Genomic DNA, 23510 nt, shown 5'->3' on the forward strand with positions numbered 1-23510 from the left:
CTTCTAGGGCATGCGGATCCGCCCCAGCAGGAAGTGTTCATGACGAAGCTGTCCGTAGTCGTTCCTTGCTACAACGAAGAAGCCGTGATCGACAGCTTCGACACGGAGATCCGCAAGGTCCTCGACTCCCTCCCGGTGGAATACGAAGTCTGCTACGTCGACGACGGCAGCCGCGACGGCACCCTCGCCAAGCTGCGCAAGATCGCCGAGCAGCAGCCCGAGCAGACCCGGTACGTCTCCTTCAGCCGCAACTTCGGCAAGGAGGCCGGCATGCTCGCCGGCCTGCGCGAAGCCACCGGCGACGCGGTCGTCATCATGGACGCCGACCTCCAGCACCCGCCGGAGCTGATCGGCAGGATGCTCGACCTCTACGACCTCGGCCACGACCAGATCATCGCCCGCCGCAACCGCGAGGGCGACAAGAAGGTCCGCAGCGCGCTGAGCCGCCTCTACTACCGCGCGGTCAACAGCTGGGTGGACGTCGAGCTCACCGACGGCGTCGGCGACTTCCGGCTGCTGTCCCGGCCCGCCGTGGACGCGCTCCTCTCCCTCGGCGAGTACAACCGGTTCTCCAAGGGCCTGTTCTCCTGGATCGGTTTCGACACCGTCACGTTCGACTACCAGAACGCGCAGCGCGAGGCCGGCGAGACCAAGTGGAAGTTCGGCTCCCTGCTGAACTACGCCATGGACGGGCTGATCTCGTTCAACAACCGCCCGCTCCGGCTGGCGATCTGGATCGGCGCCGCCCTGACCGCGCTGGGCGCGCTCTACACCCTCTGGGTGATCGGCCAGGCCCTCACCACGGGGGTCACCACCCCCGGTTACGTCACCCTCGTCGCGATCATCGTCGGCCTGGGCGGCGTCCAGATGACCATGCTCGGCCTCATCGGCGAGTACATCGGCCGCATCTACTACGAGACCAAGCGCCGCCCGCACTTCCTGGTGAAGGAATCACACGGCGCCGACCGGGACGCCCGGTGAAGGAGCAGCTCGGCCAGATCGTCCGCTTCGGCCTCGTCGGAGCGGTCAACACCGGCACCTTCTTCGGCATCTACCTGCTCCTGCACCCGTGGATGCCGTACTTCGCCGCGTACACCCTCGCCTTCCTGCTGTCGATGGTCGGCTCGTTCTTCATGAACACGTACTTCACCTACCGGACCCGGCCCACCTGGAAGAAGTTCCTGCTCTTCCCGCTGACCAACGTCACCAACTACGTCATCCAGTCGGTGGGCCTGTACGCGCTGGTCACCTGGGCCGGCATGGACACCCGGATCGCGCCGCTGGTCGCCGCGGTGGTCGCGATCCCGTTCACCTTCCTGCTCTCCCGCAAGATCCTCGTCCCCGGCGCGGCCCGCGCCGCCGAGGCACAGGCCGAGCAGCCGTCCACCCGGCCCGCGTCCACGGTCTGAAACCCGGGCGCGCCCCTCCGCCGGCAGCCCTTAGATTGAGTCCAGGAATGTCGGGCTCGTCGGGCAAGGGGAAGTACGTGTCAGGGGCAAGTCAGGATGGGCGACGGGCGGGCATCGTGGACGCCCGCAGGATCGTGGTGAAGGTCGGCTCCTCCTCCCTCACCACCGCGGCCGGCGGCCTCGACGCCGACAGGGTCGACGCCCTGGTCGACGTCCTGGCCAAGGCCCGCAGCGGCGGCGAGAAGGAGATCGTGCTGGTCTCCTCCGGCGCCATCGCCGCCGGCCTCTCCCCGCTCGGCCTGCGCCGCCGCCCCACCGACCTGGCCCGGCAGCAGGCGGCCGCCAGCGTCGGCCAGGGCCTGCTCGTCGCCCGGTACACCGCCTCCTTCGCCCGCTACGGAGTCCGCGTCGGCCAGGTGCTGCTCACCACCGACGACACCAGCCGCCGCGCGCACTACCGCAACGCGTACCGCACCCTGGACCAGCTCCTGAGCATGGGCGCCCTGCCCGTCGTCAACGAGAATGACACCGTCGCCACGGACGAGATCCGCTTCGGCGACAACGACCGGCTGGCCGCGCTGGTGGCCCACCTCGTCCGCGCCGACCTGCTCGTCCTCCTCTCCGACGTCGACGGCCTCTACGACGGCGACCCCTCCCTCCCCGGCACCACCCGGATCGAGGAGGTCCGCGGCCCCGACGACATCGCGCACGTCAGCATCGGCAGCGCCGGCAAGGCGGGCGTGGGCACCGGCGGCATGGTCACCAAGGTCGAGGCGGCCCGGATCGCCGCCGCCGCGGGCATCCCCGTCGTCCTCACCTCCGCCAGCCAGGCCGCGGACGCCCTCGCCGGCCGTCTCACCGGCACCCACTTCCACGCCACGGGCAAGCGCTCCGCGGACCGCCTGCTGTGGCTCCAGCACGCCTCCACCCCTCAGGGCCACCTCGTCCTCGACGCGGGCGCGGTACGCGCCGTCACCGAACGCGGCAGCTCGCTCCTGCCCGCCGGCATCGCGGCCGTCGAGGGCGACTTCACCGCGGGCGACCCCGTCGAACTGCGCACGGCCGACGGCCGGCCCATCGCCCGGGGCCTGGTCAACTTCGACGCGAAGGAACTGCCGCAGCTGCTGGGGCGCTCCACTCGCGAGCTCGCGCGGGAACTCGGACCCGAGTACGAACGGGAGGTCGTCCACCGGGACGATCTGGTTCTGCTCCAGGGCTGAGGTTCTGCAAAACCGCCGCAAGGCGGGCCCGGGCCTGGTCAACTGTGGGAGGCGGGCACACCGGCAGGGCGTAAGGAGGCGACCGGTGAGACGAGCGCTGACCAGCGTCGCGGGCGGCGGCGGACACGAGGACCCGGCGGAGGCCCGCCTGTGGCACGTCACCCTGAGCGTCTCCGGCAAACCGGTGCCGCTGGCGGAGGTGCGACGCGGCCTGGAGCAGCTGGCCCACGACCACCCCTTCCTGCTGACCAGCCGCTACGCCGGCGACCACGCGGAGATCCGCTACTGGGAGGAGGCGCGCGACCTCCACGACGCGGCGGCGGTGGCCCTCCGCCTGTGGGGGGAGCACCGCTCCACGGCGAAGCTGCCGGCGTGGGAGATCGTGGGGCTGGAGGTCATCGACCGCGCCACGTACCACCAACGCGTGGCCGAGGGCTACGGCCCACCCCCGGCCCACCCGGTAGGCGTCCACCCGTACTGACCCCCGCCCGCCCGGCCGCGGCGGCACCGGCCCGCCGCCGTGTGGTCGCCCGCGGCCGGGCGGTGGCGCCGCCTGCCTCCGTGTGGGCAGTCGTGCCGCTGGGGCGGCACGGGTGGGCACACGGCACACCGGCCCGCACCGGCCACGCAGCGTGCACCCCGCCCCCCGGCCCCGCCCGACAGCGGAGCCCCCGGCCCTGGCCCGGCCCGGTTGCGGCCCCCGGCCCGGCCCCCGGGCGGGGGTACGCCCACCCCGCCGGGCGGCGGCTTCGGCCGGGCGGGGGTACGCCCACCCCGCCGGGCGGCGGCTTCGGCCGGGCGGGGGTACGGCCGCTGCGCGGGGGCGTCCCGGTGTGCCCACCCGTCCCGCCCAGCGGGACGATTGCCCACACCGGGCCGGGCCGGGCCAGACCGGCCGGGGCCCCGCGGGCCGGGGTGGTGTCTCGGGGGGTGGGATACGCCCGGGAGGGGAGCGTCGCGCGGATTACCCTGGGCGGCATGACCTCGAACGCCTCGCCCGTCATCGCCACCGCGCACCGCGCCCGCACCGCCGCCGCGGCCACCGCCCCCCTCCCGCGGTCCGCCAAGGACACCGCGCTGCTGGCGATCGCCGACGCCCTGGAGGCCCGTACCGCCGAGATCGTCGAGGCCAACGCCACCGACATCGCCAAGGCCCGCGAAGCCGGCACCAGCGAGACCGTCATCGACCGCCTCACCCTCACCCCCGAGCGGATCCGCGCCATCGCCTCCGACGTGCGCGACGTCGCCGCCCTCCCCGACCCCGTCGGCGAGGTCGTCCGCGGCTCCACCCTCCCCAACGGCATCGACCTCCGCCAGATCCGCGTCCCCCTCGGCGTCGTCGGCATCATCTACGAGGCCCGCCCCAACGTCACCGTCGACGCCGCCGCCCTCTGCCTGAAGTCCGGCAACGCCGTCCTGCTGCGCGGCAGCTCCTCCGCCTACGCCTCCAACACCGCCCTCGTCGCGATCCTCCGCGACGCCGTGGAGAGCACCGGCATCCCCGCCGACGCCATCCAGCTCGTGCCCGGCGAGTCCCGCGACTCCGTCCGCGAGCTGATGCGAGCCCGCGGCCTCGTCGACGTCCTGATCCCGCGCGGCGGCGCCTCCCTCATCAAGACCGTCGTCGAGGAGTCCACCGTCCCGGTCATCGAGACCGGCACCGGCAACTGCCACGTCTACGTGGACGCCCAGGCCGACCTCGACATGGCCGTGGAGATCCTCGTCAACTCCAAGGCCCAGCGCCCCTCCGTCTGCAACGCCGCCGAGACCCTGCTCGTCCACCGCGACATCGCCGACGCCTTCCTGCCCCGCGCCCTCGACGCCCTCGCCGACGCCGGGGTCACCGTCCACGCCGACGCGCGGGTCCTCGCCGCCGCCGAGGACTCCAAGGTCAACGCCGTGCCCGCCACCGACGAGGACTGGGCCGCCGAATACCTCTCCTACGACATCGCCGCCGGCGTCGTGGACTCCCTGGACGACGCCGTCGCCCACATCCGCCGCTGGACCTCCGGCCACACCGAGGCCATCGTCACCACCTCCCAGGCCGCCGCCCGCCGCTTCACCCAGCTGGTCGACTCCACCACCGTCGCCGTGAACGCCTCCACCCGGTTCACCGACGGTGGCCAGTTCGGCTTCGGCGCGGAGATCGGCATCTCCACCCAGAAGCTGCACGCCCGCGGCCCCATGGGCCTGCCGGAGCTCACCTCCACCAAGTACATCGTCACCGGCGACGGTCACGTGCGGTAACCGGCGGGCGAACCGGGCGTGGCCGAATTGCCGCGCACGACCTGCCCAAAGCGGCCCCCCAGGTCTACGCTGGTTCCGTGCCGGACGACGTGGGGGGCAAGCCGTTCCAGGACGACGGGGAGCCCGACGAGAACCGCGGAGCAGCGGAGTGGGACTTCGCTTCCGTGGTGTTCGACGAGGCCTTCGTCCGGAGCGCCGAGATCCATGAGCCGAGCGCGGCGGAGCGCCGCCGCGAGGCGGAAGCAGCGCGCGCCGTCGCAGGCGGCCTGCCCGCCGACGAGGACCCCTTCGAGGGGTACCCGTTCGGCTGGACCGAAGGCGACCCGGACCGCCACCGCGGCGACGGCACGTACGACGGCCCGTACGACCCGTACCGCGAATACGGCGACGACCCGTACGGCGCCTACGGCGGCGCCCTGCGCCCCTACCGGGGCCGGTCCCGCTGGCTCCGCCCGGTCGCCTGGGTGCTCGCCGTCGTGATGGGCGTCGGCATGGTCGCGCTCGCCTTCACCGCCGTCTACCGCGGCAGCACGGGCGACGACGGCCAGGGCCCGCCCCCCGCCAGGACCCCGCTGACCGAAGTCAGTGGCGATGGCGCGTTTACGTACCCGGTCGGCCGCCAACCCTGAAGGTACGACCCCCTCCCATAGCAGGGAGACGCGCATGGCCGTGCCAGGAGAACCCCCCGAAGGCACCCCCGACGGCTTCGGCGGTGGCGAGGACGAATACCGGTCCGTGGTGTTCGACGAGGACTTCGTGCGGGCCGCCCGCCTCCAGGAGTTCTCCGCCGACGAACGCATGGGCGATCACGCGCGGGCCGTCCGCAGCCGCTCCCGCTGGTCCTCCGGCACGCCCCGCACCAGCACTCCCGGCCGGGCGGCCCGCCAGGGCCTGGTGCTGGTGCTGCTCATCGCGTTGGCCTTCGGCGCCGCCGTCTGGATGGGCCTGCGGAACCCGTACGTAGCACCTTCCGACGGCACCACCGATCCGCTGATCAGCACGGTGGTCCCGCTCGCCCCCGCCGAGACGGTCCGGGGCGGCCGGCCGGCCGACCTGTACGCCGACAGCCCGGCGGCCCAGTACCGCGTCGGCGCGGCCGGCATCACCCTGCCGGCGGTGCGCCGCACCCTCCACTTCACCGACGCCCAGGTCGTCACCGCCCTGTCCATCGCCAAGGACTACATCGTGCAGTCCTCGCTCGACCCCGACGTCCTCAACGGCACCGCCGTCCGGCCGGTCCGCGTGCTCCTCGACCCCGACCAGCTGGAACAGTTCGACCGCAGCATGCGGTCGCCCACCGGGGACGGACGGCACGCCGCCACCGGCTGGCTGGTCCGCTTCGACCCGGCCGTCACCGTCACCGCCGACTCCCGGGTCCGGGTCCACGGCACCCTGGCCTTCGAGGAGGTGGCCCGCGACGTCCTGGAGGTCGCCGCCGACCACACCTTCGTGTACGCGGTGCGTCCCGTCGCCGCGGGACCCGAATCGGCGTCCCTGTTCACGGTGCGCCGGGAACTCCGGTTCCGCTTCGACCGCGACGACCTGGTGGCCCGGCGCGCCGAGCTGTTCTCGGCCTACGTGATGGCCGGCCCGCACGACTGCGCGGTCGAACCGGCCCTCGTCTTCACCCCGCTGCCGGCGGGCAGCCGGGCCACCACCGTCGGTCCGCCCGCCACCGACCCGTTCGCCGGCGGCCGGGTCCGCCGCACCGCCGGGCTGTGCGGCGTACTGGCGAGCACCAACAGCGAGACGGAGCAGCCCGGCCGGCCCGACCAGCCCGCGCGGCCGGGGCAGCCCACCGGCCCGGCCCCGCCCGGACGGGCGCCGGTCAGCCCCGGTCCGTAGCACCCCCGCCGTCCGCCGGGCCGCCGCCCTTGCCGCCGCCCGTGAACCGGTCCCGCAGCCGGCCGCCGAGGTCCCCGGCTCCGCCCGCGATGTCGGTCACCAGCTTCATCAGCGGATCGCCGCTGCTCCGGACCGAATCCGCGTAGTGCGAGGCGGACTGGCGGAAGGAGTCGGTCACGGAGGTGTCCTCGTCCTCCTCGCGGCGCGGGTAGTGGCCGTCCATGATCCGCTGGTAATCCCGGCTCTCCGCCCACTTCTTCAGCTCCGCCGCCCGCACCGTCGCGAAGGGATGCGTCCGCGGGAGCACGTTGAGGATCTTCAGGACGGAGTCGCGCAGGTCGCCACTGGACTCGTACTCCTCGGCCTGCGCCAGGAAGGCGTCCACGTTCATCTCGTGCAGGTGGTTGCCGCCCGCGATCTTCATCAGTCCTCGCATGGAGGCCTGCACGTCCTGCCCGACCAGCAGCCCGGCCCGGTCCGCCGACAGCTCCGACTTGCGGAACCACTCCCGCAGCGCCGTCACGATCGCCATGATCGCCATGTTGCCCAGCGGGATCCAGGCGACCTTCAGCGCCAGGTTCGTCAGGAACAGCAGGATGGTCCGGTACACCGAGTGGCCCGACAGGGCGTGGCCCACCTCGTGGCCCACCACCGCCCGCATCTCCTCCTCGTCGAGCAGCTCGACCAGGCCCGTGGTCACCACGATGATCGGCTCGTCCAGCCCGATGCACATCGCGTTCGGCTTGGGGTCCTGCTGGACGTACATCTGCGGGACCTTCTCCAGGTCCAGGATCCAGCAGGCGTCCCGCAGCATCGCGTACAGGTGCGGGAACTGGGTGTCCCCGACCCGCACCGAGTCGGACAGGAACAGCAGCCGCAGACTGCGCTCCGGCAGCAGCCCGCTCAGCGCCTTGAACACGGTGTCGAAACCGCTCAGCTTGCGCAGCGCCACCAGCGCGGACCTGTCCGCCGGATGCTCGTACGCCCGTGAGGAGATGCCGGGGAACCTCCTGCGGTCCCGCGCCGGCACCTTCTCGTGACCCGTCTCGGTCATTGCGCCTCCCCCTTGATCGGCTGCTCGCCCTTGCGTCTATCCTCTCCAACGCCTGAGTCGGCGTGAGCGTGCCCCAGGCACCCGCATACGATGTGAGCGAAGTCTCCGCTCACCCGACCCGATAGGTACCTGCCTGATGAGCCTCTCCTCCACCGCCCAGAGCCTGGTCCTCCTCGCCTCGGAGGGGGCCGAGCAGCACGGCGGCAACCACGACAGCCTCAACCCCTACATCACCGGCGGCGGCGCGTTCCTCGTGCTCATGCTGATGCTGTGGGTGACCACCCGTCTCAACCGCGACCGCTAGTCATACCGCGACGGCGTGACCGCGGCCCCGGGCCGGTATGGTCTGCGCTCATGGGAGAGCAGGAAACGCCTACCGGTCCGGTCAAGCGCCGGCTCGGCGTGATGGGCGGGACATTCGACCCGATCCACCACGGACACCTGGTGGCCGCCAGCGAGGTGGCCGCCCTGTTCCACCTCGACGAAGTGGTCTTCGTGCCCACCGGCGAGCCGTGGCAGAAGTCGCACGGGGTGGTGTCCCCCGCCGAGGACCGGTACCTGATGACGGTCATCGCGACCGCCTCCAACCCGCAGTTCTCCGTCAGCCGCATCGACATCGACCGGGGCGGCCCGACGTACACCATCGACACCCTGCGCGACCTGCGCCGGCTCAACGAGAACGCGGACCTCTTCTTCATCACGGGCGCCGACGCCCTCGCGCAGATCCTCACCTGGCGCGACGCCGAGGAGCTGTTCTCGCTGGCCCACTTCATCGGCGTCACCCGCCCGGGCCACCTCCTCACCGACGACGGCCTGCCCGAGGGCGGGGTCTCCCTGGTGGAGGTCCCCGCGCTCGCCATCTCCTCCACCGACTGCCGCGCGCGCGTGGCGGCCGGCGACCCGGTCTGGTACCTCGTACCGGACGGCGTGGTCCGGTACATCGACAAACGAGAGCTGTACCGGGGAGCCTGAGGGTCCGACGAGAGGGGCACCGCGGTGGACGACCGGCAGGAACCGCAGTTCATCGGCTACGACGCTTACGGTCAGCCGGTGTACGCCCAGGTGCCCGCCCAGGCGCAGCACCCGCACGACCAGTACGCCCCTTACCCGCAGCAGCAGCACGAGCAGCAGCAGTACCCGCAGCAACAGCAGCAGCCGTACGGCACAGGCACAGGCACCGGCCCCGACCCCTACGCCACCCAGCAGCCCCAGCAGTACTACGGCTACGACCAGCCGCAGCAGCAGCAGCCCGCGCAGCAGTGGATCCCCCAGCAGCAGGCGCACTCCCCGCAGCATCCCGCCCCGGCCCCCGCCGGCGACCCGGCACCGGCACCGGCACCCGCGCCCGCGCCCGCGCCCGTCCCCGAGCCGCGCCGCACCCAGGACTACCGCACCGAACAGTTCGCCTTCCTCGACCAGCCCGACGAGGACTCCGAGGACGTCATCGACTGGCTCAAGTTCACCGAGAGCCGCACCGAACGCCGCGAGGAGGCCCGCCGCCGCGGCCGCAACCGCGTCGTCGCCCTGATGGTGGTGCTCGCCCTGTTCGTCGCCGGCGGCCTGGGCTACCTCTGGTACGCCGGGAAGCTCCCCTTCCTCGACGGCCCGGGCACCGGCGGGGGCCCGGCCACCGCGTCCGGACCGCAGCAGCGCGACATGATCGTCGTACACCTGCACGACACCAAGAAGGGCGGCACCTCCACCGCCCTGCTCGTCGACAACGTCACCGCGAAGCAGGGCGCCACCGTCCTGCTGCCGAACGCCCTGACCGTCCCCAAGGACGACGGCACCTCGGCCCCCCTCGGCAAGTCCGTCGAGGAGGACGGACTCGGCGGCACCCGCGAGGCCCTCGACTCGATGCTCGGCACCCGCCTCGGCGGCACCTGGCGGCTGGACACCCCCTACCTGGAGAACCTCGTCCAGGCCGTCGGCGGCATCGAGGTCGACACCGACACCGCCGTACCCGCCGACGACAAGGCCCGGACCCCGGCGGTCGGCCAGGGCGCCAAGCAGAGCCTGGACGGCGCCATGGCCGTCGCCTACGCCACCCACCGCGGCCAGGGCGAGCCCGAGACCAGGCAGCTCCAGCGCTTCGGCGCGGTCGTGCACGCCACCCTGCGCAAGCTGCCCAGCGACCGCGGGGCCGTCGTACTGACCATCGGCTACCTCGGCATGATCCTCGACCCCTCGCTGACCGAGGAGGCCCTCGGCGGCTCGCTCGCCCGGCTCGCCGAACACGCCAAGACCGGCGCCTACCGCACCGACCTGCTCCCCGTGAGGCCCGACGGCACCCTCACCGACGAGGCCGCCCGGACCGTCGTCAAGGACGTCCTCGGCGGTACCGTCAGCGCCCCGCAGGGCGACGCGGCGGCCCGCGTCGGCCTCAAGGACGCCAGCGGCAGCGAGAAGTCCCGCTCTGCGGCCAGGGCGGCCCTGGTCAACGGCGGCTACACCCTGGTCGACGGCGGCCGGGCGGGCCAGGCCCAGACCGGCAGCCGCATCACCTACCAGGACGACGCGCAGCGCGGGCGGGCCGTGGAGGTCGCCAAGACGCTGGGCCTCCCGGAGAAGACCGTGCAGAAGGGCGAGACCAGCATGAACGCGGAGGTCGTGGTCACCCTCGGCAAGGACTACGAGGCCCCCTGACCGGCCGCGTGTCGTACGGCGTGGGCCCCGTCGGCGGAGCGTGAGACCCTTGTAAGGATCTGCCCTCGACCCGAAAGCATGGCCAGTGACCGCCACGGACCGCTCCATCGAGCTCATCACCGCCGCCGCCCAGGCGGCGGCCGACCGGCTCGCGCACGACATCATCGCGTACGACGTCAGCGACGTGCTGTCGATCACCGACGCCTTCCTGCTCGCCTCGGCCCCCAACGACCGCCAGGTCAAGTCGATCGTCGACGAGATCGAGGAGCGGCTGCTCAAGGAGCTCGGCGCCAAGCCGGTGCGCCGGGAGGGCGACCGCGACGCCCGCTGGATCCTGCTCGACTACGTCGACATCGTCGTCCACGTGCAGCACAGCGAGGAGCGGGTCTTCTACGCGCTGGAGCGCCTGTGGAAGGACTGCCCCGAGATCGAGCTCCCCGAGGACGCCAAGCTCACCAAGGGCAAGGCCGAGGAGCACGCCAAGCTGCGTGCCGCCCAGGGCGACGACGACCTGGACGGTGATCTGTTCTGAGCGCGACCGGCACCTCCCGCGGAACCGGCCGCAGGATCGTCCTGTGGCGCCACGGACAGACCTCCTGGAACCTGGAGCGCCGCTTCCAGGGCTCCACGGACATCGAGCTGACCGAGACCGGTCTGGCGCAGGCCCGGCGTGCGGCGCGGCTGCTCGTCTCGCTGCGGCCTGACGCCATCGTGGCCTCCGACCTCAAGCGGGCCGCGGCCACGGCCGCCGAGCTGGCCGCCGTCACCAACCTGTCCGTCGAGCACGACGAGGCGCTGCGGGAGACGTACGCGGGCCACTGGCAGGGCCTGACCCACGACGAGATCCTCGCGCAGTACGGCGAGCAGTACGCGGCGTGGAAGCGCGGCGAGCCCGTGCGCCGCGGCGGCGGCGAACTGGAGACCGAGGTCGCCGACCGGGCGGCCCCGGTGGTGCTCAAGCACGCCGACCGGCTGGGCCCGAACGGCACGCTGGTCGTCGTCAGCCACGGCGGCACCATCCGCACCACCATCGGCCGCCTGCTGGGCCTGGAGGCGTACGACTGGGAGAGCCTGGGCGGGCTGTCCAACTGCTGCTGGTCCGTGCTGGGCGAGGGCGCCCGCGGCTGGCGGCTGCTGGAGCACAACGCCGGGACCCTGCCGGAACCGGTGCTCGGCGACGACGACTGACCGCCCGGCGGGAGCCCCCGCCGGCGGCCGGGGAGCGGATTTCACTTTCCGGCTGGTCACAGGCTATGGTTCTTCTTGTCCGCAGGGAACACCGCAGGAAACGGCGGGGGACACGGCGGAGAAGCAAGGGGCTATAGCTCAGTTGGTAGAGCGCTTGCATGGCATGCAAGAGGTCAGGAGTTCAATTCTCCTTAGCTCCACAGTAGAAGGATCCCGTCCCCAACAGGGGGCGGGATCTTTGCTTTTGTCTCCACTGACCCTTCCGGGGACCGGCGTGGCAGAATCGGACGGCCGCCAGGGGGAGACGACGGCCCGGACGGCTCTGAACGGGAGGGAGTCGCTGACGCATGGGTGCACACCGGCGGCGGTGCGACTGGTGCAACAACGGCACGCCGATCGTGCGGGACATGGACCCGGTCAACCCCGACTACCAGTACTGGTGCGAGGAATGCGCGCGGGCGCTGATCATAAAAGGCGACCCCATCGAGACGTACCGGGAGCTGGAGGGGGAGCCGATCTACGGCCGGCTGCTCGACGAGCACTGCACGCTGAAGCGCTTCTACCAGTTCGCCAGAGCCTGACGGCAGCAACAGGGGCATACCAGGCCTGAAGCTGACGAAACGGACACCCTCGAAACCGATTTTTGGTCCTGGCCCCGAACCGTGTAATGTTCTGGGTGTCGCCAGGGGGGACGGAACGGGAAACCGGCCGGAAACCAGGGCGGCGAGCAGGACAAGGGGCTATAGCTCAGTTGGTAGAGCGCTTGCATGGCATGCAAGAGGTCAGGAGTTCAATTCTCCTTAGCTCCACAGAAGACAGGCGGGCCACCCGGATCGGGTGGCCCGCCTCTCGTTGTGCGGTCACTCGGGCGGGAGTCATGGGCCCTGCGGTACCCTGACGCCATGCGTGCCGTACGCCTTCTGCTTACCGAGCCGCGCTGATCAGCACCGACCGGCACAGAACGCCGGTCGGCATCGGCGCGGCGTCCCCTCCTGTGCGAGGGGTTTTTTCGTTTGGGCAGGCAGAGACGGCAGAGACGATCGATGGAGCCTTCAGGAATCATGAGCGAGACGAACACCCCGGCCCCCGAGGCGGCCGAGGCGCACCGTTACACGGCTGCCCTGGCCGCAGACATCGAGGCACGCTGGCAGGACGTATGGGACGCGGAGGGCACCTACGAGGCGCCGAACCCGACCGGTGACCTGGCCGGAGACCCGGCCGTGGCCGCGCGGCCCAAGAAGTTCATCATGGACATGTTCCCGTACCCGTCCGGTGCCGGACTGCACGTCGGCCACCCCCTGGGGTACATCGCCACCGACGTGTTCGCCCGCCACCAGCGGATGACCGGCCACAACGTCCTGCACACCCTGGGCTTCGACGCCTTCGGCCTGCCCGCCGAGCAGTACGCCGTGCAGACCGGCACCCACCCGCGCGTGTCGACCGAGGCGAACATCGAGAACATGAAGGTCCAGCTGCGCCGGCTGGGCCTGGGCCACGACAAGCGCCGGTCGTTCGCCACGATCGACCCGGACTACTACAAGTGGACCCAGTGGATCTTCCTGCAGATCTACAACTCCTGGTACGACCCCGAGGCGCGCAAGGCCCGCCCCGTCGCCGAGCTGGTCGCCTCCTTCGAGGACGGCTCCCGCGAGGTCCCCGGCGGGCGCGCCTGGGCCGACCTGACCGCCGCCGAGCGGGCCGACGTGCTGAACGGCTACCGCCTGGCCTACTCCTCCGACGCGCCGGTCAACTGGTGCCCGGGCCTGGGCACCGTCCTGGCCAACGAGGAGGTCACCTCCGACGGCCGGTCCGAGCGCGGCAACTTCCCGGTCTTCAAGGCCCGGCTGAGCCAGTGGAACATGCGGATCACCGCCTACGCGGACCGCCTGCTGGACGACCTGGAGGCCCTGGACTGGCCCGAGGCCATCAAGCTGCAGCAGCGGAACTGGATCGGCCGCTCCGAGGGCGCCCGCGTCGACTTCGCCCTGGGCGACGAGGCCGTCACCGTCTTCACCACCCGCCCCGACACCCTGTTCGGCGCCACCTACCTGGTGCTGGCGCCCGAGCACCCGCTGGTCGAGAAGTTCGTCCCGGCCGCCTGGCCCGAGGGCACCCACGAGGTGTGGACCGGCGGGCACGCCACCCCGGCCGAGGCCGTCGACGCGTACCGCAAGCAGGCCGCCTCCAAGTCGGACGTCGAGCGGCAGGCCGAGGCCAAGGACAAGACCGGCGTCTTCACCGGCGAGTACGCCGTCAACCCGGTCAGCGGCGAGAAGGTCCCCGTCTTCATCTCCGACTACGTCCTGATGGGTTACGGCACCGGCGCCATCATGGCCGTCCCGGCGCACGACAGCCGGGACTTCGAGTTCGCGCGCGCCTTCGAGCTGCCCATCCGCTGCGTGGTCGAGCCCACCGACGGCCGCGGCACGGACACGGCCGAGTGGGAGGACGCGTTCGTCTCGTACGACGCCCAGCTGGTCGACTCCGCCAACGAGAGCGTCTCCCTGAACGGCCTGGGCGTGGCGGAGGCCAAGGCCGCCGTCACCGAGTGGCTGACCGAGCGCGGCATCGGCGAGGGCACCGTCAACTTCCGCCTGCGCGACTGGCTGTTCAGCCGCCAGCGGTACTGGGGCGAGCCCTTCCCGATCGTCTACGACGAGGACGGCGTCGCGCACGCCCTGCCCGAGTCGATGCTGCCGCTGGAGCTGCCCGAGGTCGAGGACTACTCGCCGCGCACCTTCGAGCCGGACGACGCCGACTCCCAGCCGGAGACCCCGCTGTCGCGCAAGACCGACTGGGTCCACGTCGAGCTGGACCTGGGCGACGGCCGCGGAGTGCGCTCCTACCGCCGCGAGACCAACACCATGCCCAACTGGGCCGGCTCCTGCTGGTACGAGCTGCGCTACCTGGACCCGCACAACGGGTCCGCCCTGGTCGACCCGGAGATCGAGCGGTACTGGATGGGCCCGCGGGACAGCGCCCCGCACGGCGGCGTGGACCTGTACGTGGGCGGCGCCGAGCACGCGGTGCTGCACCTGCTGTACGCCCGCTTCTGGTCGAAGGTGCTGTTCGACCTGGGCCACGTCTCCTCGGCGGAGCCGTTCCACAAGCTGTTCAACCAGGGCATGATCCAGGCCTACGTCTACCGCGACGAGCGCGGCTTCCCGGTCACGGCCACCGAGGTCGAGGAGCGCGACGGCAAGTTCTTCTTCGAGGGCGAGCCGGTCAAGCGCGAGCTGGGCAAGATGGGCAAGTCCCTGAAGAACGCCGTCACCCCCGAGACCATCTGCGAGGAGTACGGCGCGGACACCCTGCGCCTGTACGAGATGGCGATGGGCCCGCTGGACGTGTCGCGGCCGTGGGACACCCGCGCCGTGGTCGGCCAGTACCGGCTGCTGCAGCGCCTGTGGCGCAACATCGTCGACGAGGAGACCGGCGCGGTCACGGTCGTCGACGGTGAGCCGGACGAGGCGACGCTGCGCGCCCTGCACAAGGCCATCGACGGGGCCGGCAGCGACATGGCGGGCCTGCGGTTCAACACCGCCATCGCCAAGATCACCGAGCTGAACAACTTCCTGACCAAGGCCGGCAAGCCGCTGGAGCGGTCGGTGGCCGAGCGCCTGGTGCTGCTGGTGGCCCCGCTGGCCCCGCACATCGCGGAGGAGCTGTGGCACCGCCTGGGCCACACCGACTCCGTGGTGCACCGGGACTTCCCGGTCGCGGACCCGGCGTACGTGGTCGACGAGGCCGTGACCTGCGTCGTCCAGATCAAGGGCAAGGTCAAGGCGCGCCTGGAGGTGTCCCCGGCGATCTCCGAGGACGACCTGGAGCAGCTGGCGGTCAGCGACCCGGCCGTGGTCGCGGCGCTGGGCGGGGCCGAGATCCGCAAGGTGATCGTCCGCGCCCCCAAGCTGGTCAACATCGTCGTCTGACGGGCTGGGGGTTTCCCCGTACGGGCAGGTTGGGGGTCCGATTGGAACCCCCGGCCTGCCCTCGGCGTTTACGGTGGAGGGACACGTGAAGCCTTGGGGAAAGGGGCCGACATGGAGGCCGCGTTGATCATCTTCGCGCTGATGATGCTGGTCGTCGTCGGCCTCGGGGCGTACCTGACGGTCAAGGCGGTGGGCGCGGCGAAGCGGGGCGTGGAGCGGACGGTCAACCAGGCCCGGCGCACCGTCGAGGACACCGCGCTGAAGGCGAAGAGCTTCGGGCAGATCGGTACGGCGGGCGCGCTGGCCCAGCTGCGGCTGGACCTGCGGGCCTCCTTGCGGGCCACCCGGCAGGCCCTGGAGGACGGTGCCCGCACCGACGCCTCGCTCCGGGAGTCCCTCGGCCTGTTCGAGCGCCTGAGCGAGCACGGGCACGAGCTGGACGAGGAGCTCAAGCGGCTGGAGTCCGAGCCCGACAAGTCCAGCCTGGCGGAACGCCTCCCCGAGCTCCGGGAGCGCACGGAGCGCATCACGCACGCCGCGGAATCCCTGCGGTGGGCGGCCCGCGACCGGGCCCGCCGCTTCGCCGAGGACGACCTGACGGCCCTGTCCGCCGAGATCGAGGTCGAGTCCGGCGCCCTCCGCGACTGGTCGTCCCGCTCCAACCCGCTGGACGACCTCACCGAGCCCCGGCAGGCCCCCTCCGGTACGGGCTCCAGCACGCCGGGCCCCGAGGCGGCGGCCCTGCCCCCGACCGCGAAGCCGGCCCCGTACCCCTGGCAGAAGGCGCCCCGGCCGGAAGCCACCACCTGACGGGGCCCCGCAGGACGGGCCTGCCGGCCAGGCCGGCGGTCGGGGTGCGGGTGCGGGTGCGTTGGTGCGTGCGCGTGGGGGGCGGAGCCGCCGGTGGCCGGCCGGGACCGGTGCGAGCCCCGGTTCCGGGGCAGGGCGGCGGACCCCCGAGGCGCAGCCGCCCCACAGGGGAGCCCCGGGCTGCCGAGCCGCCCCCACTGGCGGTAACCTCCGCCTCATGTCCCGCCATGTCGCGATCGTCACCGATTCCACGGCCTACCTGCCCCAGCAGGCGATGGCGCGGCACGGGATCACCGCCGTCCCCCTGACCGTGGTCCTCGGCGACGAGGCCCTCGAAGAGGGCACCGAGATCTCCGCCCGCAGCCTCGCCCAGGCGCTGCAGAAGCGGCGCCCGGTCACGACCTCCCGCCCGAGCCCGCAGGAGTTCACGCGGGCCTACCAGGCGGCCGCTGACGCGGGAGCGACCGGCATCGTCAGCCTCCACCTGTCCGCCGAGTTCTCCGGCACCTACGACGCCGCCGTCGTCGCCGCGCAGACCGCGCCCGTACCGGTCCGCGTCGTCGACACCGGCATGGTCGCCATGGCGCTCGGCTTCTGCGCCCTCGCCGCCGCGGAGACCGCCGGGACCGGCGGCTCGGTGGACGAGGCGGTGGCCGCGGCCGAGAAGCGGGCCGCCGGCATGTCCGCCTTCTTCTACGTCGACACGCTCGACTACCTGCGCCGCGGCGGCCGCATCGGCGCCGCCCAGGCGCTGCTCGGGTCCGCCCTCGCGGTCAAGCCGCTGCTCCAGCTCGACGGGGGCAGGATCGAGATGCTGGAGAAGGTCCGCACGGCCTCCAAGGCCATCGCGCGGCTCGAAGAGCTCGCCGTGGACCGGGCGGGCAACGGGCCGGTGGACGTCGCCGTCCACCACCTGGCGGCGCCGGAGCGTGCGGAGAAGCTGGCCGGACGGCTCCGCGAACGCGTCCCCGGCCTGGTCGAGATGCACGTCAGCGAGGTCGGCGCGGTGATCGGCGCGCACACCGGTCCGGGGCTGCTGGCAGTGGTGGTCTCGCCCCGCTGATCACCCCCCGGGGGTGATCCGGATATCCACAAGTGCCCGGCTCCACACAGGAATCCCCGGTTCCGGACGGGGTCGCGGCGTTCTCCCTACCGTCGTGCCATGACTACTGGAACGCCTTCGAACCCGTCTCCTTCGATCCCGTCCTCCGCGAGCACGTCGTCCTCCGTGAGCACGTCGTCCTCCGCGACCCCGTTCTCCACCAGCGCGTCCCGGTCGGCCGGCGCCACCGGCGCCACCGGCGCCACCGGCGCCGCCGGTGGCGGCCCCGGCCGTGGCCGGGTTGGCGGCCGTGGCCGGGGTGGCGGCCGTGGCGGGGGTGCCGCCGGGCCGGGCCGTGCTCCCGGTTCCGACAGCAGGTTCCGGCGCGGCCGGATCCGCGAGCGCCGCCGGCGGTACGTCCCCGACCCCGCCGCGGTCCGGCTCCGCGCCCACGCCCTGCTGGCCGACGGCACCCCGCCACCGGCCGTGCGCGCGGTCCCGGAGGAGCCGCCGCCCGCCCCGCCCCCCGAGCCCCGCAGCGCGCAGACCCCACTGGAGCGCCTCACCGCCCGGGTCAGGGACCGGTGCGGGTGGGAACCCCGCCCGGTGGCCGCCGTGGCCCTCGTGCTGGTCGCGGCCGTCGCGTTCGCCGCGCAGCAGTACTGGTCCGCCCGCCCCGAGCCGGTCACCGCTCCCGCCGCCGTGGTCGTCCCGGCCCCGGCCGCCGCCCGGCCTTCCCCGGCGTCCGGTCCCCGTGTGGTCGTGGACATCGGCGGCAAGGTCCGCGACCCGGGGGTCCGGCAGCTGCCGGCCGGCTCCCGGGTGGCCGACGCCCTGGCCGCTGCCGGAGGGATCCGGCCGGGCACCGACACCACCGGTCTGAACCGGGCCCGGCTCCTCGTCGACGGCGAACACCTCCTCGTCGGCTTGCCCGCCCAGGCCGTTCCACCGCCCGCCCCGGCCCCCGGCGCGGGACCGGCCGCGCCGCTGAGCCTGGCCAGCGCCACCGTCGAGCAGCTCGACGGGTTGCCCGGCGTCGGGCCGGTGCTCGCCCAGCACATCGTCGACTACCGCACCGCCCGCGGCGGCTTCCGTTCCGTCGACGAACTCCGCCAGGTCAACGGGATCGGCGAGCGCCGGTTCGCCGACCTGCGCCCGCTGGTGCGGCCGTGAACCGCCCCGTGGACGCCGGTCCGCTGGACCTGCGCCTGGCCGTACCGGCCGGCGCCGCCTGGGCGGCCGCGGCCCTCGCGCTCGACGCGCCGGGAGCGTGGACGGCCACCGGCGCGGGCCTGGCCACCGCCGGAGCGGGGGCCCTGGTGCTGGCCGGCCGGGGCCGGCCGGGCCCGCGGTGGCAGCTCGGTACCGCCACGGCGGCCGCCCTGCTGTGCGCGGCCGCCGGAGCCCTGGTGGCGGGCCTCGCGCGGGCCGAGGCCAGGGCGGGTCCGGTGCCCGGCCTCGCCGCCTCCCACGCGCGGGTCACCGCTGAGCTCACGGTCACGGGGGACCCCCGCCGGACCAGGACCGGGCCTCCCGCCGTCGTACTGGACGCCGTCGTCACCCGCGTCACCGGCCCCGACGGCCGCTCCACTCGGGTCGAAAGCCCGGTGCTGGTCATGGCCCGGCACGAGCAGTGGGCCCGGCTGCTCCCCTCGACCCGGCTCACGGCCATGGCCCGGCTCGCCCCGGCCGCCGGCGGCGAGCGTCAGGTCGCCGTGCTCCGGGTGCCCGGCCGGGCACCGCCCCGGGTCGTCGGAGGCCCGGACCGGGCACAGCGGCTCGCCGGGGCGCTGCGGGCAGGGCTGCGGGAGGCCAGTGCGGGGCTGCCGGCCGACGCGCGGGCCCTGCTGCCGGGGCTGGTGGTCGGGGACACCTCCAGGATCCCGCCCGACCTCCACGAGGCCTTCCGGGCCACCGACCTGAGCCACCTGCTCGCGGTGTCCGGCTCCAACCTCACCGTGGTGCTGTTCCTGCTGATCGGTCCGCCCGGAACCGCCCAGCACGCCGAACGGCGCGGCCTGGCGCCCCGGCTGGGGCTGTCGCTGCGCACCACCGCCCTGTGCGGGGCCGGCCTGACCCTCGCGTTCGTCGTGGTGTGCCGCCCGGAGCCCAGCGTGCTGCGGGCCGCCGCCTGCGGGGCGGTCACCCTGCTGGCGATCGGCACCGGGCGGCGGAGATCGCTGCTGCCGGCCCTGGCCGCCGCCGTACTGCTGCTGCTCCTCGTCCGGCCCTGGCTGGCCCGTGAGTACGGCTTCCTGCTGTCCGTGCTGGCCACGGCCGCCCTGCTGGTCCTCGGGCCGCGGTGGAGTGCCGCGCTGCGGCGGCGCGGGGTGCCCGCACGGCTCGCCGAAGCCCTCGCCGCTACCGCCGCCGCGCAGGCGGTGTGCGGGCCGGTGGTGGCGGTGTTCGCGGCCCGGGTCAGCCTGGTGGGGCTGCCGTGCAACCTGCTGGCCGAGGTCGCCGCCGCGCCGGCCACCGTGCTGGGTTTCGCGGCGCTGGCCGCCGCGCCGGTGTGGATGCCGGCCGCGGAGCTGCTGGCCCACTGCGCCGGCGTGCCCGCCGGCTGGATCGCGGCAGTGGCCCGGACCGGGGCGGCCCTCCCGGGCGCCGAGCTGGCCTGGCCCGGCGGGTGGACCGGCGGGCTGCTGCTGGCCGCCCTCACCCTGGGCCTCGTCGTGTGCGCCCCGCACATCGCCCGCCGGCCCTGGGCGTGTGCCGCGGTGGTGCTGGTGGTGTTGCTGGCGGTGCTGCGTCCGGCCCGGCTGCCGGCCGGGTGGCCGCCGCCGGGCTGGGCGTACGTCCAGTGCGCGGTGGGGCAGGGCGACACGGGGGTCCTGGCGGTGGCGCCGGGCACCGCGGTGGTGGTGGACGCCGGACCCGAGCCCGGGCACGCGGACCGCTGCCTGCGCCGGCTCGGCGTGGAACGCGTCCCGCTGCTGCTCCTGACCCACTTCCACGCCGACCACGTGGCGGGTCTGCCCGGGGTGCTGCGGGGGCGTTCGGTGGGGCTGATCCAGACCACCGTCCTGCAGGAGCCGCCGGAGCGGGCCGGGTGGGTGCGCCGCACCGCGGCGGCGGCCCGGATCCCCTTGCGGACCGCCACGGAGGGGGAGCGGGGCCGGGCCGGGCCGCTGGAGTGGGAGGTGCTGTGGCCGCCCGCCGACGGGCCGGTGCCGGAAGGGCCCAACGACGCGAGCGTGGCCCTGCTGGTCCGGACGGCGGGGCTGACCGTGCTGCTGCTCGGCGACCTCGAACCGGCCGCCCAGCAGGCCCTCCTGATCCGCCGTCCGGACCTGGGCCCGGTGGACGTCCTCAAGGTCGCCCACCACGGCTCGGCGCACCAGGACCTCGCCCTGCTCGAACGCGTCCGGCCGCGGCTGGCGCTGGTCCCGGTCGGAGCGGACAACCGCTACGGCCACCCCGCCCCGCGCACCCTCGCCCGGCTGCGGGCGGGCGGCGCGGCGGTGCTGCGGACCGACACCCACGGCTCGGTCGCGGTGACCGGCGCCGGGCCGGGGCTGCGGGCCCTGCCGTCGGGCAGGCGCCGCGGGCCCCGTACCGGCGGTAGCCGGGCTCCTGTTTGCCCGCGACCCGCCGTCATGATCGAATGCGTCTTCGCCAGAAGGGCGCACGTACTGACAGCACGGGGGTGCATCACACATGTTCGGTCGCCGGCGGGGATCGGAGACGGCCGGAAACGCCAGTCCGTCCACATCCGCGACTCTGACCCTGCCGCCCGCGGCGGGTCTGCTCGCCTGCAGGGTCCTCGACACGGTCCACCAACCTGTGCGGCAGGCCGAGTTCGAGGTCACCGACCCGATCGGACGGCGGATCGTCAGCGGGGAGACCGACCCGTACGGCGGCTTCGCCGCGACGGTCCCGGCGGGCGAGTACCGGCTGAGCGTCAAGGCCGAGGGGTACGCGCCGTTCCACGGGACCACGCTGGTCGGGGACCCCGACCGGCCGGGCACGGCGGAGATCGTCCTGGAGTCCGTCGAACCGCCGCTGCTGCCGCAGCCGGGCCACTGGGAGATCGACCGGAGCCACTCCTCGATCGCCTTCACGGTCCGCCACATCGGCTTCGCGCGGATCCGCGGCCGGTTCAACACCTTCGCGGGCGCGGTGCGGATAGCCGACCGCATGGAGGACTCCTCCATGCACGTCATCATCGACGCGGCCAGCATCGACACCGGCCTCAAGCTCCGCGACGACCACCTGCGTTCGGCGGACTTCCTGGACGCGGCCCGCCACCCGACGCTGGAGTTCTACAGCGACCGGTTCATCCACCGCAGTGGAAGCGGCTGGACCGTCGCCGGTGCGCTCACCCTGGCCGGAGTGAGCCGCTCGGTCACCCTGGACACCCGTTACCTCGGGCTGGGCACCGGTCTGGAGGGGGAACCCAGGGCCGCCTGCCGGGCGGAGGTCGAGCTCCAGCGCGAGGACTTCGGGGTGACCTGGCAGGCCTCCCCGGCGCACGGGATCGCGGCCATCGGCTCCCGGGTCGGCGTGGAGCTGGACGTCCAGATCGTCCACAAGGCCTGACCGGCCGTCGGCCCGCTCCGCGCCCGGTCCGTCCCGGGCCCGGAGCCGGGCCACGGGCGGGCCCCAGGCGCGGCTAGGGCGCTTCCAGCCAGCCCTCGTGCTCCTCGGCGAGGGCGTCCAGGGCGGCCGGCTCGTAGCGGCCCTCGGGGTCCTCCAGGACCACCAGCCACTGGGCGTCCTCGGCGTCGTCCTCACCGGCCAGGGCATCGCGGAAAAGCTGTGGTTCCTCGGTGATCCCGAAGCGGGCGGCGAGCTCCTCGGCCACCTCCTCGGCGGCGTCGCGGTCGGGCAGGACCAGTACATGTCGCAGGTTCACCGGACCATTCTCCCGACAGCCCGCGGGGGAGTGTCAGCGGGCCGTGGGATGCTGGGACGCGATGGCCACCAGGAAGAACTCCACCGACGACCCGCTCGCCCCGCTCACCCTCGCGGTGGGACAGGAGGAGCTGCTGCTCGACCGCGCCGTACGGGAGGTGGTCGCGGCCGCCCGGGCCGCGGACGCCGACACCGACGTCCGCGACCTCGCCCCGGAGCAGCTCCAGCCGGGCACCCTCGCCGAGCTGACCAGCCCCTCGCTGTTCGCCGAACGCAAGGTCGTGGTCGTGCGCAACGCCCAGGACCTGTCCGCCGACACCGTCAAGGACGTGAAGGCCTACCTCGGCGCGCCGGTCGAGGAGATCACCCTCGTCCTGCTGCACGCGGGCGGCGCCAAGGGCAAGGCACTGCTGGACGCGGCCCGCAAGGCCGGTGCCCGCGAGGTCGCCTGCCCGAAGATGACCAGGGCGGGCGACCGTCTGGCCTTCGTGCGCGGCGAGTTCCGAACCCTGGGCCGGTCCGCCACGCCGGAGGCCTGCCAGACTCTGGTGGACGCCATCGGCAGCGACCTGCGCGAACTGGCCAGCGCCGTGACCCAGCTGTGCGCGGACGTCGAGGGCACCATCGACGAGGCCGTCGTCGGCCGCTACTACACGGGCCGCGCGGAGGCCTCCAGCTTCGAGGTCGCCGACCGGGCGGTCGAGGGCCGGGCCGCGGAGGCGCTGGAGGCGCTGCGCTGGTCCCTGTCCACCGGCGTCGCCCCCGTGCTGGTCACCAGCGCCCTGGCGCAGGCCGTGCGCGCCATCGGCAAGCTGGCCTCCGCGCCCCGCGGCGCCCGCCCCGCCGATCTCGCCCGGGACCTCGGCATGCCCCCGTGGAAGATCGACCGGGTGCGCCAGCAGATGCGCGGCTGGTCCGCGGACGGCGTGGCCGCGGCCCTGCGCGCGGTCGCCGAAGCGGACGCCGGCGTCAAGGGCGGCGGGGACGACCCCGAGTACGCCCTGGAGAAGGCGGTCGTGGCCGTGGCCCGGGCCGCCCGCGCCCGCCGCCCCTCCTACTGACGGGCGCACGCCCCGGCGACGACGAAGGCCCCGGCCACCACCCTGGGGAAGGGCGGAGGCCGGGGCCTTCGACTACATCTGTGCGCCGCACCCGCGTGGCGAACGCAGGCCGCGTGCGGCGCTGGTTCCCCCCGCCGGGGCAGGGGGAGGGGTGCCGGTCAGGAGCGGATGAGAGGGCCCGCTTGGTCCGTCCCGGCGA

At 73.5% G+C, this 23510-nt stretch carries 21 protein-coding genes, 2 tRNA genes and 1 pseudogene; 22 read left to right on the forward strand and 2 right to left on the reverse strand.

From position 1 onward, the window contains the following. The first annotated feature begins 39 nt into the window (after nt 1-39). The 7 genes from ACFY61_RS06560 (at nt 40) to ACFY61_RS06590 (ending at nt 6721) form a co-directional block, all read left to right on the forward strand. Nucleotides 40-981: a glycosyltransferase family 2 protein gene (locus tag ACFY61_RS06560; RefSeq protein WP_389467749.1), complete on the forward strand. Its 942-nt coding sequence runs from the start codon at nt 40-42 to the stop codon at nt 979-981. Next, the gene (locus ACFY61_RS06565) at nt 978-1409 is read left to right on the forward strand and encodes a GtrA family protein (RefSeq protein WP_389467752.1); all 432 of its coding nucleotides are present in this window, start codon (nt 978-980) and stop codon (nt 1407-1409) included. Before ACFY61_RS06560 ends, ACFY61_RS06565 begins: the two co-directional genes overlap by 4 nt. A gap of 134 nt (nt 1410-1543) precedes the next feature. Further along, nucleotides 1544-2629 carry a glutamate 5-kinase gene (gene proB / locus ACFY61_RS06570; RefSeq protein WP_389468184.1) on the forward strand — a complete coding sequence of 362 codons (1086 nt, stop codon included), beginning with the start codon at nt 1544-1546 and terminating at the stop codon, nt 2627-2629. Between the two features lie 85 nt (nt 2630-2714). After that, nucleotides 2715-3110: a hypothetical protein gene (locus ACFY61_RS06575; RefSeq protein ID WP_389467755.1), complete on the forward strand. Its 396-nt coding sequence runs from the start codon at nt 2715-2717 to the stop codon at nt 3108-3110. 497 nt (nt 3111-3607) lie between these two features. Further along, nucleotides 3608-4876, forward strand: a complete 1269-nt coding sequence (locus tag ACFY61_RS06580) for a glutamate-5-semialdehyde dehydrogenase (protein ID WP_389467757.1) — start codon at nt 3608-3610, stop codon at nt 4874-4876. Nucleotides 4877-4953: 77 nt separating this feature from the next. Further along, entirely contained in the window at nt 4954-5505 is a 552-nt protein-coding gene (locus ACFY61_RS06585; RefSeq protein ID WP_389467759.1) for a hypothetical protein, read from the forward strand. A gap of 34 nt (nt 5506-5539) precedes the next feature. Continuing rightward, nucleotides 5540-6721, forward strand: a complete 1182-nt coding sequence (locus ACFY61_RS06590) for a hypothetical protein (RefSeq protein WP_389467762.1) — start codon at nt 5540-5542, stop codon at nt 6719-6721. On the opposite strand, the gene ACFY61_RS06595 is transcribed toward ACFY61_RS06590, so the two are convergent. Next, a complete protein-coding gene (locus ACFY61_RS06595; protein WP_389467764.1) occupies nt 6705-7775 on the reverse strand; it encodes a M48 family metallopeptidase in 1071 nt (356 codons plus the stop codon). The genes ACFY61_RS06590 and ACFY61_RS06595 overlap by 17 nt on opposite strands. A 136-nt stretch (nt 7776-7911) precedes the next feature. Between ACFY61_RS06595 and ACFY61_RS06600 the strand changes: the two genes are divergently transcribed. The 14 genes and pseudogenes from ACFY61_RS06600 to ACFY61_RS06665 all read left to right on the forward strand — a co-directional run bounded on the left by ACFY61_RS06600 (nt 7912) and on the right by ACFY61_RS06665 (nt 21935). Continuing rightward, nucleotides 7912-8079: a hypothetical protein gene (locus tag ACFY61_RS06600; protein ID WP_389467767.1), complete on the forward strand. Its 168-nt coding sequence runs from the start codon at nt 7912-7914 to the stop codon at nt 8077-8079. A gap of 50 nt (nt 8080-8129) precedes the next feature. Then, nucleotides 8130-8747 carry a nicotinate-nucleotide adenylyltransferase gene (gene nadD / locus ACFY61_RS06605; RefSeq protein WP_389467769.1) on the forward strand — a complete coding sequence of 206 codons (618 nt, stop codon included), beginning with the start codon at nt 8130-8132 and terminating at the stop codon, nt 8745-8747. A 24-nt stretch (nt 8748-8771) separates the two neighbouring features. After that, nucleotides 8772-10421 (forward strand): LCP family protein, encoded by a 1650-nt coding sequence (locus ACFY61_RS06610; protein ID WP_389467771.1) that lies wholly within the window; start codon nt 8772-8774, stop codon nt 10419-10421. 85 nt (nt 10422-10506) lie between these two features. Beyond that, nucleotides 10507-10953 carry a ribosome silencing factor gene (rsfS, locus tag ACFY61_RS06615; protein ID WP_389467773.1) on the forward strand — a complete coding sequence of 149 codons (447 nt, stop codon included), beginning with the start codon at nt 10507-10509 and terminating at the stop codon, nt 10951-10953. Beyond that, nucleotides 10950-11609 carry a histidine phosphatase family protein gene (locus ACFY61_RS06620; RefSeq protein ID WP_389468186.1) on the forward strand — a complete coding sequence of 220 codons (660 nt, stop codon included), beginning with the start codon at nt 10950-10952 and terminating at the stop codon, nt 11607-11609. Before rsfS ends, ACFY61_RS06620 begins: the two co-directional genes overlap by 4 nt. Nucleotides 11610-11736: 127 nt before the next feature. Continuing rightward, nucleotides 11737-11809, forward strand: a tRNA-Ala gene (locus tag ACFY61_RS06625). A gap of 147 nt (nt 11810-11956) precedes the next feature. Continuing rightward, complete coding sequence (locus ACFY61_RS06630) at nt 11957-12190, forward strand: hypothetical protein (protein WP_008738908.1); 234 nt, start codon at nt 11957-11959, stop codon at nt 12188-12190. Nucleotides 12191-12345: 155 nt separating this feature from the next. Then, nucleotides 12346-12418: transfer RNA gene (locus ACFY61_RS06635), tRNA-Ala, on the forward strand. A gap of 252 nt (nt 12419-12670) precedes the next feature. Then, nucleotides 12671-15541 (forward strand): leucine--tRNA ligase, encoded by a 2871-nt coding sequence (leuS, locus tag ACFY61_RS06640; protein ID WP_389467776.1) that lies wholly within the window; start codon nt 12671-12673, stop codon nt 15539-15541. 111 nt (nt 15542-15652) lie between these two features. After that, on the forward strand, nt 15653-16351 hold the full coding sequence (locus ACFY61_RS06645; protein WP_389467777.1) for a hypothetical protein: 699 nt from the start codon (nt 15653-15655) through the stop codon (nt 16349-16351). A gap of 217 nt (nt 16352-16568) precedes the next feature. Beyond that, entirely contained in the window at nt 16569-17414 is an 846-nt protein-coding gene (locus ACFY61_RS06650) for a DegV family protein (protein ID WP_389467780.1), read from the forward strand. A gap of 99 nt (nt 17415-17513) precedes the next feature. Then, a complete protein-coding gene (locus ACFY61_RS06655) occupies nt 17514-18566 on the forward strand; it encodes a helix-hairpin-helix domain-containing protein (protein ID WP_389467782.1) in 1053 nt (350 codons plus the stop codon). Next, nucleotides 18563-20932: pseudogene (locus ACFY61_RS06660) on the forward strand (ComEC/Rec2 family competence protein); the annotation flags it as partial. The gene ACFY61_RS06655 and the pseudogene ACFY61_RS06660, both read left to right, overlap by 4 nt. Before the next feature lie 121 nt (nt 20933-21053). Next, complete coding sequence (locus ACFY61_RS06665; protein ID WP_389467784.1) at nt 21054-21935, forward strand: YceI family protein; 882 nt, start codon at nt 21054-21056, stop codon at nt 21933-21935. Between the two features lie 73 nt (nt 21936-22008). Here the strand turns inward: ACFY61_RS06665 and ACFY61_RS06670 are convergent, their stop codons facing one another. Beyond that, a complete protein-coding gene (locus tag ACFY61_RS06670; protein WP_389467786.1) occupies nt 22009-22251 on the reverse strand; it encodes a hypothetical protein in 243 nt (80 codons plus the stop codon). A 61-nt stretch (nt 22252-22312) separates the two neighbouring features. Between ACFY61_RS06670 and holA the strand changes: the two genes are divergently transcribed. Then, on the forward strand, nt 22313-23311 hold the full coding sequence (gene holA, locus ACFY61_RS06675) for a DNA polymerase III subunit delta (RefSeq protein ID WP_389467788.1): 999 nt from the start codon (nt 22313-22315) through the stop codon (nt 23309-23311). Nucleotides 23312-23510: the final 199 nt, after the last annotated feature.

The organism is Streptomyces sp. NPDC012888, from assembly GCF_042900645.1.
Lineage (GTDB): Bacteria > Actinomycetota > Actinomycetes > Streptomycetales > Streptomycetaceae > Streptomyces.

What these genes read in the sequence shown, in the direction of transcription:
- ACFY61_RS06560 (WP_389467749.1), top strand. Translation starts at nt 40, where the DNA reads ATGACGAAGCTGTCCGTAGTCGTTCCTTGCTACAACGAAGAAGCCGTG.
- ACFY61_RS06580 (WP_389467757.1), top strand. Translation starts at nt 3,608, where the DNA reads ATGACCTCGAACGCCTCGCCCGTCATCGCCACCGCGCACCGCGCCCGC.
- ACFY61_RS06590 (WP_389467762.1), top strand. Translation starts at nt 5,540, where the DNA reads ATGGCCGTGCCAGGAGAACCCCCCGAAGGCACCCCCGACGGCTTCGGC.
- ACFY61_RS06595 (WP_389467764.1), bottom strand. Translation starts at nt 7,775, where the DNA reads ATGACCGAGACGGGTCACGAGAAGGTGCCGGCGCGGGACCGCAGGAGG.
- ACFY61_RS06600 (WP_389467767.1), top strand. Translation starts at nt 7,912, where the DNA reads ATGAGCCTCTCCTCCACCGCCCAGAGCCTGGTCCTCCTCGCCTCGGAG.
- nadD (WP_389467769.1), top strand. Translation starts at nt 8,130, where the DNA reads ATGGGAGAGCAGGAAACGCCTACCGGTCCGGTCAAGCGCCGGCTCGGC.
- ACFY61_RS06630 (WP_008738908.1), top strand. Translation starts at nt 11,957, where the DNA reads ATGGGTGCACACCGGCGGCGGTGCGACTGGTGCAACAACGGCACGCCG.
- leuS (WP_389467776.1), top strand. Translation starts at nt 12,671, where the DNA reads ATGAGCGAGACGAACACCCCGGCCCCCGAGGCGGCCGAGGCGCACCGT.
- ACFY61_RS06645 (WP_389467777.1), top strand. Translation starts at nt 15,653, where the DNA reads ATGGAGGCCGCGTTGATCATCTTCGCGCTGATGATGCTGGTCGTCGTC.
- ACFY61_RS06650 (WP_389467780.1), top strand. Translation starts at nt 16,569, where the DNA reads ATGTCCCGCCATGTCGCGATCGTCACCGATTCCACGGCCTACCTGCCC.
- ACFY61_RS06655 (WP_389467782.1), top strand. Translation starts at nt 17,514, where the DNA reads ATGACTACTGGAACGCCTTCGAACCCGTCTCCTTCGATCCCGTCCTCC.
- ACFY61_RS06665 (WP_389467784.1), top strand. Translation starts at nt 21,054, where the DNA reads ATGTTCGGTCGCCGGCGGGGATCGGAGACGGCCGGAAACGCCAGTCCG.
- holA (WP_389467788.1), top strand. Translation starts at nt 22,313, where the DNA reads ATGGCCACCAGGAAGAACTCCACCGACGACCCGCTCGCCCCGCTCACC.